The sequence below is a fragment of the Pseudomonas sp. NFACC32-1 genome, from assembly GCF_900101215.1.
GTDB lineage: Bacteria > Pseudomonadota > Gammaproteobacteria > Pseudomonadales > Pseudomonadaceae > Aquipseudomonas.
Genome location: NZ_FMUL01000009.1, coordinates 56691 through 73140, shown reverse-complemented (window position 1 = coordinate 73140; position 16450 = coordinate 56691). Strand labels below are relative to the sequence as shown.

19 protein-coding genes are annotated in these 16450 nt (G+C 62.5%); 14 read left to right on the top strand and 5 right to left on the bottom strand.

Features of this window, described 5'->3' with window-relative positions; all coding sequences use genetic code 11:
- Positions 1-4 precede the first annotated feature (4 nt).
- Genes BLP99_RS15505 through BLP99_RS15490 form a run of 4 tightly spaced genes read left to right on the top strand, consistent with a single transcriptional unit; the run spans position 5 to position 3783 of the window.
- On the top strand, positions 5-1252 hold the full coding sequence (locus BLP99_RS15505; RefSeq protein ID WP_072398357.1) for an NAD(P)/FAD-dependent oxidoreductase: 1248 nt from the start codon (positions 5-7) through the stop codon (positions 1250-1252).
- Entirely contained in the window at positions 1249-2058 is an 810-nt protein-coding gene (locus BLP99_RS15500) for a DUF1365 domain-containing protein (protein WP_072398358.1), read from the top strand. The genes BLP99_RS15505 and BLP99_RS15500 overlap by 4 nt, the downstream gene beginning before the upstream one ends.
- A complete protein-coding gene (locus BLP99_RS15495) occupies positions 2033-3295 on the top strand; it encodes an SAM-dependent methyltransferase (protein ID WP_072431220.1) in 1263 nt (420 codons plus the stop codon). The genes BLP99_RS15500 and BLP99_RS15495 overlap by 26 nt, the downstream gene beginning before the upstream one ends.
- Positions 3295-3783 carry a DUF2878 domain-containing protein gene (locus BLP99_RS15490; protein WP_072398408.1) on the top strand — a complete coding sequence of 163 codons (489 nt, stop codon included), beginning with the start codon at positions 3295-3297 and terminating at the stop codon, positions 3781-3783. Before BLP99_RS15495 ends, BLP99_RS15490 begins: the two co-directional genes overlap by 1 nt.
- A 17-nt stretch (positions 3784-3800) precedes the next feature.
- Here the strand turns inward: BLP99_RS15490 and BLP99_RS15485 are convergent, their stop codons facing one another.
- Genes BLP99_RS15485 through BLP99_RS15475 form a run of 3 tightly spaced genes read right to left on the bottom strand, consistent with a single transcriptional unit; the run spans position 3801 to position 5181 of the window.
- The gene (locus BLP99_RS15485; RefSeq protein WP_092180764.1) at positions 3801-4106 is read right to left on the bottom strand and encodes a DUF6482 family protein; all 306 of its coding nucleotides are present in this window, start codon (positions 4104-4106) and stop codon (positions 3801-3803) included.
- Complete coding sequence (locus tag BLP99_RS15480) at positions 4103-4639, bottom strand: DUF3833 domain-containing protein (RefSeq protein WP_092180761.1); 537 nt, start codon at positions 4637-4639, stop codon at positions 4103-4105. The genes BLP99_RS15485 and BLP99_RS15480 overlap by 4 nt, the downstream gene beginning before the upstream one ends.
- An 11-nt stretch (positions 4640-4650) precedes the next feature.
- The gene (locus tag BLP99_RS15475) at positions 4651-5181 is read right to left on the bottom strand and encodes a chalcone isomerase family protein (RefSeq protein WP_092180758.1); all 531 of its coding nucleotides are present in this window, start codon (positions 5179-5181) and stop codon (positions 4651-4653) included.
- Between the two features lie 149 nt (positions 5182-5330).
- Between BLP99_RS15475 and BLP99_RS15470 the strand changes: the two genes are divergently transcribed.
- Together BLP99_RS15470 and BLP99_RS15465 are read left to right on the top strand one after the other, a co-directional pair.
- Entirely contained in the window at positions 5331-5822 is a 492-nt protein-coding gene (locus tag BLP99_RS15470) for a DUF1543 domain-containing protein (protein ID WP_072431219.1), read from the top strand.
- 226 nt (positions 5823-6048) lie between these two features.
- Positions 6049-7344: an OprD family porin gene (locus BLP99_RS15465; RefSeq protein ID WP_092180755.1), complete on the top strand. Its 1296-nt coding sequence runs from the start codon at positions 6049-6051 to the stop codon at positions 7342-7344.
- A 10-nt stretch (positions 7345-7354) separates the two neighbouring features.
- Here BLP99_RS15465 and BLP99_RS15460 read toward each other — a convergent pair whose 3' ends face one another.
- Positions 7355-8269 (bottom strand): alpha/beta fold hydrolase, encoded by a 915-nt coding sequence (locus BLP99_RS15460; protein ID WP_076406978.1) that lies wholly within the window; start codon positions 8267-8269, stop codon positions 7355-7357.
- A gap of 84 nt (positions 8270-8353) precedes the next feature.
- Here BLP99_RS15460 and BLP99_RS15455 point away from each other — a divergent pair, with 84 nt between their 5' ends.
- The 5 genes from BLP99_RS15455 to BLP99_RS15435 all read left to right on the top strand — a co-directional run bounded on the left by BLP99_RS15455 (position 8354) and on the right by BLP99_RS15435 (position 11288).
- The gene (locus tag BLP99_RS15455; protein ID WP_072398365.1) at positions 8354-8731 is read left to right on the top strand and encodes a MerR family transcriptional regulator; all 378 of its coding nucleotides are present in this window, start codon (positions 8354-8356) and stop codon (positions 8729-8731) included.
- Positions 8732-8841: 110 nt separating this feature from the next.
- Positions 8842-9519, top strand: coding sequence for an HD domain-containing protein (locus BLP99_RS15450; protein ID WP_092180752.1), 678 nt, complete (start codon positions 8842-8844; stop codon positions 9517-9519).
- Between the two features lie 85 nt (positions 9520-9604).
- Positions 9605-9907: an ArsR/SmtB family transcription factor gene (locus tag BLP99_RS15445; RefSeq protein WP_072398367.1), complete on the top strand. Its 303-nt coding sequence runs from the start codon at positions 9605-9607 to the stop codon at positions 9905-9907.
- 65 nt (positions 9908-9972) lie between these two features.
- Positions 9973-10947 (top strand): zinc-dependent alcohol dehydrogenase family protein, encoded by a 975-nt coding sequence (locus tag BLP99_RS15440; RefSeq protein ID WP_092180749.1) that lies wholly within the window; start codon positions 9973-9975, stop codon positions 10945-10947.
- A gap of 41 nt (positions 10948-10988) precedes the next feature.
- A complete protein-coding gene (locus BLP99_RS15435; protein ID WP_072398369.1) occupies positions 10989-11288 on the top strand; it encodes an antibiotic biosynthesis monooxygenase family protein in 300 nt (99 codons plus the stop codon).
- Positions 11289-11378: 90 nt separating this feature from the next.
- On the opposite strand, the gene BLP99_RS15430 is transcribed toward BLP99_RS15435, so the two are convergent.
- Positions 11379-12818, bottom strand: a complete 1440-nt coding sequence (locus BLP99_RS15430) for an HD domain-containing phosphohydrolase (protein WP_092180746.1) — start codon at positions 12816-12818, stop codon at positions 11379-11381.
- A gap of 87 nt (positions 12819-12905) precedes the next feature.
- On the opposite strand from BLP99_RS15430, the gene BLP99_RS15425 reads away from it, so the two are divergent.
- From BLP99_RS15425 to BLP99_RS15415, 3 genes are read left to right on the top strand one after another with little or no spacing between them, the layout of a single operon-like run.
- On the top strand, positions 12906-13679 hold the full coding sequence (locus tag BLP99_RS15425; protein ID WP_072398371.1) for an alpha/beta hydrolase: 774 nt from the start codon (positions 12906-12908) through the stop codon (positions 13677-13679).
- A gap of 55 nt (positions 13680-13734) precedes the next feature.
- Positions 13735-15312: a GMC family oxidoreductase gene (locus BLP99_RS15420; protein WP_092180743.1), complete on the top strand. Its 1578-nt coding sequence runs from the start codon at positions 13735-13737 to the stop codon at positions 15310-15312.
- 4 nt (positions 15313-15316) lie between these two features.
- A complete protein-coding gene (locus tag BLP99_RS15415) occupies positions 15317-16429 on the top strand; it encodes an FAD-dependent monooxygenase (RefSeq protein WP_072431212.1) in 1113 nt (370 codons plus the stop codon).
- The last annotated feature ends 21 nt before the right edge of the window (positions 16430-16450 follow it).

The following is a 16450-nucleotide window of genomic DNA, read 5'->3' as shown; positions in this document are numbered from 1 at the left end:
ATCAATGCGCATAGCGATTATTGGCAGTGGCATCGCGGGCCTGACCTGTGCCCACTTGCTGTCACGCAAACACGAGGTGACGGTGTTCGAGGCCGCCGAATGGATCGGCGGCCACACCCATACCGTCGATGTGGTCTGGCGTGGTCAGCCCTATGCCATAGATACCGGCTTCATCGTATTCAACGACTGGACCTATCCGAACTTCATCCGTTTGCTCGATCAGCTCGAGGTGACCTCACAGCCGACCGAGATGAGCTTCTCTGTCCATGATCCGCTCACAGGCCTGGAATACAACGGCCACGACCTGAACACCCTGTTCGCCCAACGGCGCAATCTCGTATCCCCGGGGTTCTGGAGGATGCTGCGCGATATCCTGCGCTTCAACCGCCAGGCCCTGGCCGACCTGGACAGTCAGCGTATCGATACCGACACCACCCTGGGTGCGTACCTGCAGGCCCAAGGATACGGGCACCGCTTCATCGACCATTACATCGTGCCGATGGGGTCGGCCATCTGGTCCATGTCTCGGGCTGACATGCTCGGTTTCCCCTTGCAGTTCTTCGTGCGTTTCTGTCGCAACCACGGCTTGCTGTCGGTGAATGATCGTCCGCAATGGCGGGTTATCCAGGGCGGATCGCGTAGCTATGTAGCCCCGCTGTGCCGGCCGTTTGCCGAACGGATCCGCCTCGGTTGCAAAGTCCTGCGCGTCAGCCGTGACGAAGGAGGCGTCACTCTTGTCAGCGCCGCCGGCACCGAACGCTTCGACAACGTGGTGTTCGCCTGCCATAGCGACCAGGCCCTGGCGCTGCTGGAAGCGCCCAGCCTGCAAGAACGAGCCGTGCTGGGCGCCATCGGCTATGCCGACAACGATGTCGTGCTGCACACCGATACCCGCCTGCTGCCAAGCCGAAGCCGGGCCTGGGCCAGCTGGAACTACCGCCTCGGCGGCACCGAGCAGGCTCCGGCCGCAGTGACCTACAACATGAACATCCTGCAAGGCCTCCAGGCGCCGGAGACCTTCTGCGTGAGCCTCAACCAGACGGCGCTCGTGGATCCAGCGAAAATCATCGCCCGCTTCCAGTACGCCCATCCGCAGTACAGCCTGGCGGCCTCCGCCGCACAGGCGCGCCAGGCGGAGCTGCAGGGCCAGCAGTTCACTTATTACTGTGGCGCCTACTGGGGCAACGGTTTTCACGAAGACGGCGTGGTCAGCGCTCTGAAGGTGGCTGAGCACTTCGGAGAATCATTGTGAACAGCAGCCTTTGCCTGGGCTGGATCAGCCATCGGCGCCTGTCGCCGCGACGCCATGCTTTTCGCTACCGGACCGGCATGTTTTACCTGGACCTGGACGAGCAAACCTGTCTGCTGGGCCTGTCTCGGTGGCTGGGGCGTCGGCGCCTGGCGCCCCTGAGCTGGCGCGAGACCGACTACCTGCCGGCGCTGACCCGCCAGGGTGAATCGCTGGCCCAGGCTGCCCGCCTGCTGGTCGGTCAGGCCACGGGACAGATGCCCGAGGGCCCGGTCCGCTTGCTCACCCAACTGCGTTGCTGGGGGCTGTCGTTCAACCCGGTGAGTTTCTATTTTTGCCATGACCGGGACGGGCATCTGACGGCGATCCTGCTGGAAGTGCGCAACACCCCCTGGCATGAACGTTTTCACTATGTACTGCCGGTGCAAGACGCTCATGCGAAGTCATTCGCCATGGCCAAGGCTTTCCATGTGTCGCCGTTCATGCCGTTGGACATGGAGTATCGCCTGCGATTCGTCCTGGACGAGGAGCGCGTCCGCATCCACATGGAGAACTGGCAAGGCGCCGACAAGGTCTTCGAGGCCGACCTCGCCTTGCACCGCCAACCGCTGGAGCGAAAGGCACTGCATCGATACATCCTGGCCTTCCCCTGGATGAGCCTGCGCACCGTCTCGGCCATCTACTGGCAAGCCCTGCGCCTGTTGTTCAAACGTACCCCTATCCATGACCACACGACCCGCCGGGGCAACCTGGCGCTCGGCCAACCTTGCGAGAATCCCGATCATGTCGAATCCTACCCTGAGCGTTAGCAAGTCCGCGGGCCTGGCGCCTCTGCTCGGCGGCCTCGCGCGAACCGCTGTGCTTGCCCAACTGGGCAAACTGCGCCACGGCCATCTGCGCCTGCTCAGCCACGGACAGCAGTGGAATTTTGGCGATGCCGACAGCGCTTTGCAGGCCGAAGTGGAGGTCCTGGATGACACCGCCTGGAGCATGATCGCCGGCAATGGCTCGATCGGTGCCGGCGAGGCCTACATCCATGGCTACTGGCGCAGCCCGGACCTGGCACGGGTGACCCGCCTGTTCGTCGCCAACCTGGACGTGCTCGATGCACTGGAAGGTGGCCTGGCACGCTTCGGCCGTCCGGCCCTGCGCTTGCTGCACCGGTTGAACCGCAACAGCAAGCGCGGTTCACGACGCAATATCCTGGCCCACTACGACCTGGGCAACGCCCTGTTCGAACGGCTGCTGGATCCGACCATGATGTATTCGGCCGCCCAGTTCGAACACCCCGGGCAGCCCCTGGAACAGGCCCAGTTGAACAAACTGGAGCGCATCTGCCAGAAACTCGAATTACACCCCGGCGATCATCTGCTGGAAATCGGGTGTGGTTGGGGCAGCCTGGCGATCCACGCCGCCACCCGCCATGGCTGCCGGGTCACCACCACGACGCTTTCCGAGGCGCAGTACGCTCATACCCTGCAGCGTGTTCAGGCGTTGGGGTTGGAGGCGCGGGTGACGGTGCTGCGTGAAGATTATCGTGACCTTGAAGGAACCTTCGACAAACTCGTCTCGATCGAAATGATCGAGGCTGTCGGGCACCGCTATCTGCCGGTGTATTTCCGCCAGTGTGCGGCACTGCTCAAGCCCGATGGACTCATGCTGCTGCAAGCCATCACCATCCGCGACCAGCGCTACGCCCAGGCAAGGCGCTCGGTGGACTTCATCCAGCGCTACATTTTCCCTGGCGGCGCACTGCCCTCGCTGAGCGTGATGCTGGACACCGCCAGCCGGCACACCCCGCTCAACCTCGTGCACCTGGAGGACTTCGGCCTGGACTACGCCCGCACCCTGGAACATTGGCGCGATAACCTGCGCCATGCCCGTGCCGAGCTGACCACGCTGGGCTACGACGATACATTCCAGCGCCTGTGGGAGTTCTACCTGTGTTATTGCCAGGGCGGCTTCGAGGAGCGTGCCATCGGTGTGGCACAACTGTTGTGGGCGGCGCCCCAGGCACGGCGCGCGCCAATGTCCGGGCCAGCCTGATGCCCGGATACTGGCTGATCGGCAACGCCCTTTGGCTGCAGGCCGGCTGGTGGATCTGCGTCCTGGGCGCGCAGCGCCCCTGGCTGTTGCTATTGGTACCCCTTGGCCTGGCAGTGCACCTGTGGCTTTGCCCGGACTTGGCTGCCGAGGCCAAGGCACTGTTGCGCGTCGCACTGGCCGGCTGCGTGCTCGACAGCGTGCTGGGGGCACTGGGTGTGTTCAGCTTCGACGCCAGGCCGCTGCCCTTGTGGCTGGGGTTGCTGTGGCTGGTGCTGGCCAGCGGCTTGCGTCACAGCCTGGCCTGGGCAGGCCGGCCCATCTGGCGCGGCGCACTGCTGGGTGCCCTTGGGGGGCCATTGGCGTATCTGGGCGGCGCCAGGCTGGCGAATGTGGGCCTGCCCCTGGGAACCGTGGAAACAGCGCTGCTGTTATCCGTGGTGTGGGCATTGGTCTTTATGCTGCTGGTGCGCATCGCGGCGTGGCGCTGAGCCCCAGCATCCACCGGTTACCACTGGGTCGTCAGCGACACCGGTACCCGCAGCGGTGCAACGGGGCCATCACGCAGGCCGCACATCTCGTCATGCACCACTTGCTGCACCAGCATGCACGGCACCGCAGGCATGTCCGCCAGTAACTGGCGCAGCTCGGTGGTGGAGCGCAATCGAAGGGGTTGCCCCTGCGCATCGCTCAGGGTGATCGGCCCCGTGCAAGTAAGGGCCCGCAGGATGTAGAAACCTCCTTCCAGCGACAGCAGTTCAAGCTCTTGGACTTCCCCGGCAGTGACTCGCTCGGCGAGATTGTTCAGGTTCATGGTGTGCCCTCCGGCAGGCGGCGGAAGAACAAGGTGATCTGACCGATCTCCACGCCCAGTTTGCTCATGCTCGAGCGATTGATCAGGGTGTCCTCATCCATCAGGTACATCCAGTCATCCAGATCCACCTGCCAGTGTTCTCCGTCCACCGGCAGGTCCAATCGGTAACGCCAACGCAGGGCATTGCCGGCTACTTCGCCGCGGGCCTGGCCAATCACATCCCCCGCCGTGCCGCTCCACCGGCCCGGGCCATCCGGCACCAGCGTCCAGGTGCGTTGCTGACGCGTGCCGTCGCTGTAGAGGAAATGTTCGTCGAGGATCAGCTGCTCGCCTTCCCGACGGCTGTCGATACGCACATGAAAGCGCTTGACCACCTCCCCGGAGCGCTTCTGGAACATGCCCCAGGCCTGCACCGGTCGAGAAAAGAAAGCCGCCAGGTCCAGACGTGGCTGCTCCCCGGTGTAATGCTCGACCCCGACATTGCCGCAACTGCCCAGAAACAGGCAGGCTACCAGCACAAGCGCTTTGTACATGTTCATGTTCCTCAGTCGTTGTCAGCCAGGCCAAGCAGGCGTTGACGCAGTTGTGGGTCTCGGGCCTGGGGATCCAGCCAGATGGAAAAGAACGCCCGGGCGAAGACCGGGTCGGCAATTTCCCGACTGAGCTTGCCGTCGACATAGAAGCGGCAGCCCTCTCCTGGCAGATACAGTCCCGTGATCCGCATGCCGGGGCGCACGTCCACGAAAGCCGCTTCCATGGCTTCAGTCCAGGTCGTGATGTCTTGCGGAGGCACGCTACCGGAACCCAGGCGGCGCATCTCCTCGAGGCTGGCCTGCACCAGCGTCTCCCGGGACATGAATCGGTGGTAAAGCAGTTCCAGGGCGAAAGGCTGGTTCCAGTCATGTACAAGACCGACAGTCCACAACCGTGCGGTATAGAGGCGCAGGCCGAACCAGGTGAAATCACCGCCTCCCAGCCGTTGCGCCGTGGGCAATGTCGTGCGCCAGTCCGCTGCCGCCGACGACATCACCGTCAACAGCAAGCAGAGGCAGGCCCAACGAGCCGGATTTGCCATGAGGCACCTATCAGGGCGAGAGAAATACTTGTACAAGACTAGTTTCTTGTACAGATAATTTCAAACCATGTATAGGTTTTTCACGACTTTGAATAAACGCCCCATCATCCGCAGAATGTCGCGCCTTACGCGTCCCGAAGGAGTTATCCATGCTGTACATCGTCATGCTCGGTGGCCGTCATCCAAGGGCGAGCATTGAGGTACATGATGTGCTGTTCGCCCAGGCGGACTCACTGCAACAGGCGTATCCGCAACTGCGCGACGCCTGGTTCGGCAGCCCCAAGGGCCTGCACATCGACTCGTGGCTGGAGGTCGACGGCATCGACTCCTACCGTGTCGAACTCGGCCAATTGGCCCCGGGGCCCGACGATCCGAGGCTGTTTTTCATCAACCTTGGGGGCTACGAACCCGGTGTGTTTGGCGAGGCACATCGTTACCTGCTGGTGGTGGCGCAGAACAAGGCCCAGGCCAGACAACTGGGCAGGCAACGCATGCCGGCCGGGTGGCTCAAGTCACACACCGACGCGGTACTCGAGGTGGACGATTGCTTGCCGGTCGACCTGGTGAATGGCCGTTACGTGCATCTGGTTCCAGGCGCTCATAAGGGGATTGGCCAACGCAGCGATTACATCCTGATCTGAGGCCCCGACGCGTTCCGCTTGAAATTAACAACGTTTAACTCACTCGCCAGAGCCCCGCAGCCAATAATCAAGCCCTCTGCGCGAGCCTTTCACACGCCCGCATACATGGCCCGACGCCCCCCTTTGAAGTCACCGAACCGGTTGTAGCATGCACACGACAAATCACGCGGTGAAAACCCGGCGCCTTTGCAGCAATGAAGCTTGCACGCAACGGTGGCCACAACCCATGCACAGACTCTGGTTATCCATGGTGCTGATCGGCTCCAGCACCACGGCCCTGGCTGCCGAGCCTTCGGTGCAGGATGTCATGGCCGGCTCGACCTTCGGCGTGCTGAGCCGAAATTTCTTCCTGCAGAACGACTACCGATCCCCCTCCCCGGCGAACAAAAACTACAAACAGGAGTGGGCCCAAGGTTTCATCGCCTCGTTTTCCTCCGGTTTTACCTCCGGCACTGTCGGGTTCGGTGTCGATGCCCATGGTTTTCTCGGATTGAAACTGGATGGCGGCCGAGGGCATTCCGGAACGGGATTGCTGCCGCTGGATTCGCAAGGCCGCAGTGAGCGCGAATACTCCAGTGCCGGTGGCGCGTTGAAACTGCGCTCGTCCAGAACCACCCTGGCCTACGGTGAAATGACCGTGCAAACCCCGGTGTTCGACACCGCCGACAAACGCCTGCAACCGGAATATGCCACAGGGTTTCTGCTCGACAGTCGGGAGTTCGACGATGTGCACTTGCAGGCCGGGCGGTTCACCGCGTTCAAGAATCAGGACGCCTCCACCAGCGAAGGGGACTTCACGGGCTACGGGGCAAGCACTGACCCAGGCAGCATCAGTTTTCTCGGTACCCAATTTTTCGAAGACCAGCCCCTGGGCGGCGCCCTGTACGCTTCCGAGCTGACCGACACCTGGCGTCAGTACTACGCCAATGCACATCTGAAGCGATCCGGGTTCTTCCTGGACAGCAACGTCTACCACACCCGGGATTACGGCAACGCTACGTCCGGCAGGATCGATAACACTGCGTACAGCCTGTCGGGCAAATACACCCTTGGCGCACAGGGATTCACGCTGGCCTATCAGAAGATCCAGGGCGACACGCCATTCGACTTTGTGGGCGGCGACTCGATCTACCTTGCCAACTCCATCAAATACGCTGATTTCAACGGTGCCGGCGAACGTTCGTGGCAGGCCCGCTATGACCTTGACCTGGGCGCTTTCGGCGTCCCGGGGTTGAAATTCATGACCCGCTACGTCACCGGTCGCGGTATCGACGGCACCCATGCCCCCCAAGGTGGAGCGTATAACCCACTCGACCCGGACACCGGCCAGTTCGTCCCGCAACAAGGGGATGGCGGACGCCACTGGGAACGGGATATAGACCTGCACTACATCGTGCCCTCCGGGCCGGCCAAGGATTTGTCCATGCAGGTATCCCACGTGTCCCATCGGGCCAACAGCGCTCGGGGCGGGGATGACATCGACCGGATTTACATCGTGATCGAATACCCGTTGAAGCTGTGAGCGGCCGGCTTCATCGCCGAGCGCGCATCGCAGCGTCAACGAACGCAGACAGGTCATGATTGAACCGCTGCGCCTCTTCCAGAAAGGGAGAATGCCCCGAACTCGGGTAGAACTTGCCGAGGACGCTGGGGTTCAACGCCTTGGCGCGATTGAAGGACGGTTCGGCCTGCACCAGGGCGTCACGCGCCCCATAAATCAAGAGCAACGGCTTGTGCATCGCACCCAGGCCCTTGGGGGCGTCCAGCGACATGCCATGCACGGCTTTCTGCATGTTTTCGGAAGCCATGGCCGCATTGGCCAACAAACGCTGGAAAGTATCGGCATCAGGCCGTGTGGCGAAACACAGCGCGACGAACTCACGCTCGGCATCGAGGTGGGTCTTGAGATCAGGCGACGTCATGCCGCTGTACACAGAGGGGTGCGCAACGATCTGATCAGGCTTGAGCTCAATGACGCCGCCGACGTAAACGGCGCCGGCGATCTTCTCGTCGCCATAGGCGGCCAGGTAGTTGGTCGCTACGGCAGCCCCCAGGGACCATCCCACCAAGACGGGGCGTCGGGCGCCTGATCCTGCGATCACCGCCGCCAGGTCATCGGCCCAACGTCGTCCGTCGCTGTAGGCATCGCCCTCCCCGGGTTGGCCGGAACGCCCATGCCCACGCAGGTCGTAGGTGATCAGGCGATAACGCTGAAGCTCAGGGCTCTCGACTTGTTTTTCCCAGCTCAGATGACTGCCCAGCAAGCCATGAATGAAGATGATGGGCTGACCGTTCGGGTCCCCCGCCTCTTGCACCGCGATGGACACACCGTCAGGCGCCGTCACGGTATACGGTTGCACGGCGGCCTGTGCCAGCCAGGACGCGCCCATCAGCAGCAGGCCAGCCAGCCAGCTGCGCCCGTGGTTGATGCATTTGAACGACATCATGTTCAAGCTCCTCAAGTATTGAAAGAGCACAGCCTGGACCCTGACATTAGTGTCACAGTCAAGCCGCAATGCTATCGTTCGCCCATGAACCAGATATCGCCCCCCACCGTGCTCAAGATCGGTGCCCTGGCCCGGGCCACCGGCGTCAGCGTGCGCTCGATTCGTCATTATGATCAGCATGGCCTGCTGGCCTCCACGCGAAGCGAAAATGGCTACCGGGCGTTCCCGGAAAAAGCCATCACCCAGGTGAAGCAGATCCAGCGCCTGATCGCCACGGGCTTCAGCCTGGATGAAATCCGCAGCTTTCCCGATTGCATGCTGTTGATCGAAGGAGCGAAAGCCTGCGCGGACATCACCGAGACTCAACGCAAGCGGCTGGCGAGGCTCGAACGACAGATCGATGCACTCGAAGAACAACGCCAACGCTTGCGCGCCATGCTGATTGAAAGTTCAGGAGGCTGATCGAGATCGCTCGGTTTGACCGGCGAATCAATCCTTGTATCAGGTATCGCCTCCTCTGGTTATTGCCAGCACATGCAGCTAAGCCCCTGGATTGATGGTAAGGACACGAAATGACGGCATCATCAGAAAAAAGCACCCCGTTTCCAGCCAATACACATGAAGACACCGGCGCGATGGACTTTTCGGCCTGGGCTCGTGCCTGGTCGGTGCTGGGCGTCACAGCGGCGTCGCACGAGACATACGAAGCACTCATTCGGCGCTACGACGAACCACATCGCGCTTACCACAACCGCCAGCACCTGACTGAGTGCCTGCGGGTGAGACGAGGCGTCGACGCCAGCTGCCAGGCAGCCGCCGAGGTCGACCTCGCCCTGTGGTTCCATGATGCGATCTACGATCCACTTCGCAACGACAACGAGCTGCGCAGTGCCCAGTGGCTGGCCGAGGTCGCTCGGGATCACGGCTTGTGTGCCGAAACACAGCGCAGGCTGTACGACCTGGTCATGGTGACGCGGCACGACGCAGCCCCTGCTTCGGCAGACCAGGCAGTGCTGGTGGACACGGATCTGGCGATTCTCGGGGCGCCGCCCGAACGCTTCGAGGAGTACGACCGGCAAATCCGTCAGGAATACAGCTACGTGCCCCTGCCCCTTTACCGCCAAAAGCGGCGCCAGGTGCTGGAGGGCTTTCTGGCCCGGGGGCGGCTCTATACGACTGCCACTTACTTCGACGCGTTTGAAACACAGGCACGTGCGAACCTTGCCCACGCCATCGGCCGCCTCGACTGAAGAGCGGCATGCTTCGGCCGAGGAAAAACCGGGCGGACCAATTTTTTCGTATTGACATATCGGTAAATCTCGATATCCTCGGCGCATGGAATTGATCGAAATATTCAAAGCCCTCTCGAACCCTACGCGTCTTCAGATCCTGAAAGGTTTGAAGGACCCCGTAAAGAACTTCCCTCCACAGGATGAAGGGGACGTTCTCACGGTCGGCGTCTGCGTCAGCAGTATCCAGGAAGGTATCGGGCTGTCGCAGTCGACGGTGTCGGGTTACCTCGCTACGTTGCAACGAGTCGGCCTGGTGGAAGTCAGGCGCATCGGCCAGTGGACGTACTACAAGCGCAATGAAGCGGCCATCGGTGCACTGGCCGAGATCATAGGGAAAGAGCTGTAGATTTTTTTGCCGCAATATATCGAGATATCTCGATATCCCTTTTTATCGATACGAGGTTTTCAACCATGAAAGCGATGATTCTCAAGGCATTCGGCGGTCCTGAATCGTTCGAGCTCTGCGAAGTACCCAAGCCCGTACCGCAAGCCGGGCAAGTGCTGGTGCGGGTCCACGCCACGTCCATCAATCCGCTGGATTACCAGGTTCGACGTGGCGACTATCCCGACCTGGTACCACTGCCGGCCATTACCGGGCACGACGTATCGGGCGTTGTCGAAGCAGTGGGGCCAGGGGTGACGGCCTTCGTTCCGGGAGACGAAGTCTGGTACACGCCACAGATATTCGAAGGCCCAGGCAGTTATGCCGAGTACCACGTCGTCGCCCAAAGCATTGTCGGTAAGAAGCCCTCCTCGCTGAGCCACCTCGAGGCGGCAAGCCTGAGCCTGGTCGGCGGGACAGTATGGGAAGCGCTGGTGGTGCGTGCGGCGCTCAGGGTCGGGGAAAGCATTCTTGTCCACGGCGGCGCGGGCGGCGTCGGTCATGTCGCGATTCAACTGGCCAAAGCCATGGGAGCCCGGGTGTTCACCACCGTACGCCAGACAAACGCCGCATTCGCCCGCAGCATGGGGGCCGACGTGACCATCGATTACGAAAAACAGGATTACGTCGACGCCGTCATGGGGGAAACGAATGGTCGCGGCGTCGATGTCGTCTTCGACACCATTGGCGGCAACACATTGTCACGCAGCTCCGACGTGCTGGCCCAGCTTGGCCGCGTCGTCACCATCGTGGACATCGCACAGCCACAAAACCTCATCCAGGCCTGGGGCAAGAACGCCAGTTATCACTTCGTGTTCACCCGGCAAAACCGCGGCAAGCTGGATGAGCTCAGTGCATTGATAACGCGCGGTCAGCTGCGGCCTCATGTCGGCGCCGTCTATTCGCTCGCCGACATTGCCCTCGCCCATGCCCGTTTGGAAACGCCCAACAACGGTCTCCAAGGAAAAATCGCGATCGCAGTGGAGCCATCGCTGATTCCTTGAGTGGGTAATTTCAATCATCAAGCCAAGCCAGAGGAAACGCCATGATCTACGAGATCGCTCGACTTCCCGTTCACAAAGAACGCATTGAAATGTTCCGAGGCGCATTTGCCGAGGTCGCCCCTTTGCTCAGCCGTGCGAAAGGTTACGGCGGCCATCTGCTCGCACAAGGGATCGAAAGTCCCGAGGTGTTCAATCTGATCGTGAGATGGCAATCACTGGAAGATCACACGCCAGGCTTCGAAGCGAGTGAAGACCATCGGTTGTTCATGATGGGCCTGGAGGAATATTTTTCCGAAGAACCGCAGGTCTACCATATCGAGGGGGGCAGCTTTGAGGGCTGACGCCATCGGTGCGTTCGTGTTCGCCAGCCGAATGGGACGATCTTCCATGGCACTTCCAGCCTGATGGAGAACTGACGCTATTGTCCGACTTCAGGAGATCAACCCCAGCGTCAATCCCTTGAGGGTCGCGGCGGCTCGGGTCGAGCATTGCAGTTTGCGAAAGATGCTCTCCATGTGTGTGCGAACCGTGCTCGGACTGATGTCCAGCAGTCGCGCCACTTGTTTGTTACTGGCGCCGCGACTGATCTCCTGGAGCACATCACACTCGCGCGCGGTGAGTAACGACGCCTTGGGCTGATGCGCTCGACGCTCGCCACGGGCGGCGGCGATCACCGCGTCGCAGATATCCCTGTCGAACAAGCCACGGACGGCCTCCTGTTCGAGCAGCCTGGCCGCTTCCGATTCTCCATGGGCCGCCCTCCACGGCCTGGCCTCCCTCAGCGCGACCCAGGCGACGGTAGTAGCGAACAGCCGATGTTCGGCACACAGCGCATCGCCCATCACGCCTCGAAAATAACCACTGCCGTCGAGCCGCTCGTAGGCATGGGCTGCAATCTGCGCGGGCACGACCAGTTCGCTGATCGGCCTGAGCGCCTGTTGCGTCCAGTAGGGAACCAGGTGCACCCGCTCCACGGCGCCATAAGGCAGTGCCCCGGCGGTGTTCCAGAGCTGGTTGGACACTGCTGCCCGACCGAGCCCGTAGACAAGCGCGGCCTTCCCGAGCGCCGTCAGGGTGGGCTCGCTCACCCCCCACAGACGGGCTGCTTCCATCGCCAGGAGGGCCACCCGCCGCGAATGGCCCGCCAGCCAGGGTAGCTTCAAGTCGATCACATCCCCCACCAACGTCAGTGAGACAGAACGCTCGGCATGCTCACCGGCCGGGGCTTGAGAAGAATTTTCCAGCTCGGTCAGCCAATCATTGGCGTTATCCGCCAGCAACGATGCGAGCGCGGCGGGATAACGTCGATCCGACTGGTCCCGGATCCAGCGCAGGGCGGCGTCCAGGCCATGGGCTCGGCTGAGGATATCCAGGTCACCGGCCAGCACCACCTGATAAGCGACTTCCGGAATGTGCTCATGGGTCAGGCCCAGCGGCCGGCCGGTCCCATCGTAGGTTTCGAATACACGACACAAGCCTGCCTGCACCGCCTCACCTAGTTCGAGGGTCCTGGCGACTTCGCCGGATACCTCGCAGTGCACCACCGCCAACGGGGTCGCCTGGTGCACCGCGGTCATTTCCTCGCGGCTCAAGGTCAGGTCGAGCATCGCGCGGCGGCCGTCGACGTCATCGCCCAGCAGGTCGGCAAAACCTTCGGCGTTGGCGGTGCAGCCGGACCAGCGCAGCAAGGCGACCTGCTCCGCCACTGCCAGGTGCTCGCCTTCGCCGTGCGCGGCCTGCGCCAACCTCTGCGCCAACGTGGCGACGCGGCGGGAGTGCCCCAGGGGTTGTCCCATGCTGAGGTCGCCAACCTGGCCGATCGCCCGCAGCGCTCCGCTCAATGAAATGTCCAGCCGCAACGCACTATCCATGGAAAAACCTTGGGGTCGGATAAATGACCGATGCCCAGCGAGCAGGCCAGTCAGCAGAATTCGAGCACCTACACAGGAGCTCATCCCATGAAAACATTCAGATTGAAAGCCATCACCGTCGCCTTTGCCGTTGCAAGCACATTCGCCGCCGGTGTCAGCCAGGCCAAAGATACAACGCCTTCGGTCGTCATCGTACACGGCGCGTTCGCCGACGGCTCCGATTGGGCCAAAGTCGTGCCGCTTCTGCAGGCCAAAGGGGTGGCCGTCTCGGTGGTGCAGAACCCGCTCACCTCCCTGGCCGACGACGTGGCCGCCACGCAGAGAACACTCAACAACCAGTCGGGCCCCGTCGTGCTGGTCGGTCACTCCTGGGGCGGCACTGTCATTACCCAGGCCGGCAACGACGAGAAAGTCCGCGCCCTGGTCTACGTCGCCGCCTTCGCGCCCGATGCCGGACAAACCAGCGGCGAACAGGGCAAAGGCGCGCCCACGCCTCCTGGTATCAGTCAGATCAAGGCGGACGGCAACGGTTTCCTCTACCTCACGCCAGAAGGCATGGCCAAGGACTTCGCCCAGGATCTCCCCGCGGCACAGACCGCCGTGATGACTGCGACGCAAGGCCCTATCAAGGCCTCCGCCTTCGAGGACAAGACGACCGTCTCCGCCTGGAAGACCAAGCCGTCCTGGTACCTGCTCGCCCGCGAAGACCGGATGATCCATCCCGATGTCCAGCGTTCCGCCGCCAAGCGTATCGGCGCCACCCTGACGGAGCTGCGCACCAGCCATGTTCCCCAGCAGTCGCAGCCAGCCGAAGTGGCCAAGGTGATCCTCGAGGCAGTGAACAGCGTCGACAAACAGTGATCGCCGCCTCTTCACAGCCCTGAACTCAACCGCTGCATTTGTACGGAACGGACGCATGGATCATCTGCATGATCGTCACTATGACTTCATCGTATGTGGCGCAGGTACGGCGGGCTGCGTGGTCGCGGCCCGCCTCGCTCGCCAGGACAACGTACGCGTACTGCTGATCGAAGCCGGCCAGGCGTACGCCGGCCCTGAGGTGGTCGAGCCCGGCCAATGGCCGTTGAACCTCGGCTCCGAGCGCGATTGGGCCTTCGCCGGGCAGCCCAACCCCCATCTCAACGGTCGCCGCCTGGCCTTGAACATGGGCAAGGGCCTGGGGGGCGGCTCCAGCATCAATGTGATGGTCTGGGCCCGCGGGCATCGAACGAACTGGGATCATTTCGCGGCCGAGTCCGGCGATCCTGCCTGGGGTTACGACTCGGTACTGGACTACTACCGGCGGATCGAGAACTGGCAAGGCATACCGGACGCCGCACGGCGCGGTTCGGGTGGTCCTGCGCACGTCGAGCAACCGGCCGAGCCCCAGCCCCTGGCCTGGGCAACGCTGGAAGCGGCCAATCGCCTGGGCATTCCCCGCTATGACAGTCCCAACGGAGCGATGATGGAAAGCCCGGGCGGGGTCGCGATCACCGATCTGCGCATCAACCAGGGCAGGCGCGAATCCGTTTACGACTCCTATCTTCGACCATTGCTGAAGCAGCCGAATCTGACGGTGCTCACCGGCGCATGGGTCTGCCGGGTGCTGTTGCGCGGCACAACGGCGATCGGAGTCGAAGCGGTGGTCGATGGTCAGCGCCAGCGCTTCCATGCCCACGCCGAGGTCATCTTGTCCATGGGCGCGGTGAACACGCCCAAGGTGCTGATGCAGTCAGGTATCGGCCCGGAAAGCGAACTGCGCCCCCATGGCATCGCGCCGATCAGTCACCTGCCCGGCGTGGGTCGCAATTTCCAGGACCATATCGCCTTTGGCTGCACCTGGGAGTACCTGCATCCCCAGGCGGTGGGCGGCGGTGGTTGTGAGACCACGCTGTACTGGAAAAGCGACAGCCGCCTGGATGCCCCGGACCTTCTGCACTGTCAGTTGGAATTCGCGGTGCCCTCCCCAGCCGAAGTCGACATCCAGCCACCGCCACAGGGTTGGACGATGTTCGCCGGGCTGGCCCGTCCCGTCAGCCGAGGGGCCGTGCGCCTGTCGGGGGCCGGCCCCCTGGATGCCCCGCTCATCGAGCCGAACTCGCTGAGCGCGCCCGAGGACATGGCGGCGGCATTCGCATCGGTCGATCTCTGCCGGGCACTGGGCAACAGCGAAGCCTTCGACGGCCTGGTCAAGCGCGAAGTCGTACCCGGCCCCAGGGATCACCGCGCCATGGAGCAATTCATCCGCAACGCCGCCGTGTCCTACTGGCACCCGTGCTGCACCGCCAGAATGGGCCGCGACGAGATGTCCGTGGTCGATCATCGGCTGCGGGTGCATGGCTTCGAGAAACTGCGCATCGCCGATGCCTCGATCATGCCCAGGATCACCGTCGGCAATACCATGGCCCCTTGCGTGGTCATCGGCGAACGAGCCGCAGATCTCCTCCTCGCCGCGCACGGTATGATCGCGCCAACCACAGCAACCATCGGGTAATGCAATGAGAATACTGATCGTGGGCGGCGGTATCGCTGGCCTGGCAATGGCCAGGGCGCTGGAACTCAAGGGATTGCGCCCCGACCTGATCGAACGCAAGGCCGACGTGCCCCAAGGCGGGACCGGGCTCTACTTGCCAGGCAACGCAGCCCGGGCCTTGCAAGCCCTGGGATTGCTGGATGCGACCTCAGCGCTGGCGACACCGATCAAGACCCAGCGCATCCTGGACCACAAAGGCCGACCGTTGAGCATTACCCAGACCCAGGACGTCTGGGCATCCTGCGGGCCGTGCCTGGCGCTTCCCCGTGGCGTCCTCCACGCGACGCTGCGCCAATCGCTGCGTGAAACACACCTGCGTTTCGGGACTTCGATCAGCGAGATCGAACCCCTCGAAAAGACCAGCCTGGCGACCTTTTCCGACGGGACCATGGTCGAGTACGACCTCGTCATCGGCGCCGACGGCGTTCATTCGAAGGTACGTCAAAGCGTGTTCCCTGAGGTCTTGAGCCAGTATGTCGGGAACGTCTGTTGGCGCTTCATCACCGCCGACACCGTGGGCATCGATGCCTGGACAGTGATGCTCGGGGACTCGATGAGCCTGCTGGCGCTGCCCATCGGTGACGGGCAGGTCTACATGTATGCCGATAGGAGCGCCAGCGAACGGGAAGCGCAGCAGGACCTGGCCCAACTACCCCGCAATGCCCTGCTCGAGACATTCCCGGCACCGTTGTCCGCGCTTGTCGAGCAGATGCCTGCACACACCCAGGTCCATGCTGGTCGTCTGGAGCAGGTGGTCATGGAGGATTGGGTCTCGGGGCATGTAGTGCTGATCGGCGATGCGGCGCACGCGTCTTCTCCGAGCATGGCACAAGGGGCTGCGATGGCGATGGAGGATGCGCTGGTGCTGGCTGAGATGCTATCCGCCAGTGAGCGCATCGGCGATGCCCTTGCTGGCTATACGCAACGACGCAAGCCACGCGTCGATTGGGTCCAGAAGCAATGCATCGCCCGGGACAAGATGCGCAGGCTGCCTGGCTGGGGCCGCGCGTCTGTGCTCAAGCTGGCGGGCAATCTGCTGTACCGGCGAAGCTACACGCCATTGACCGAACCGATATGAACCGCGGCTGGACGAGGCGCC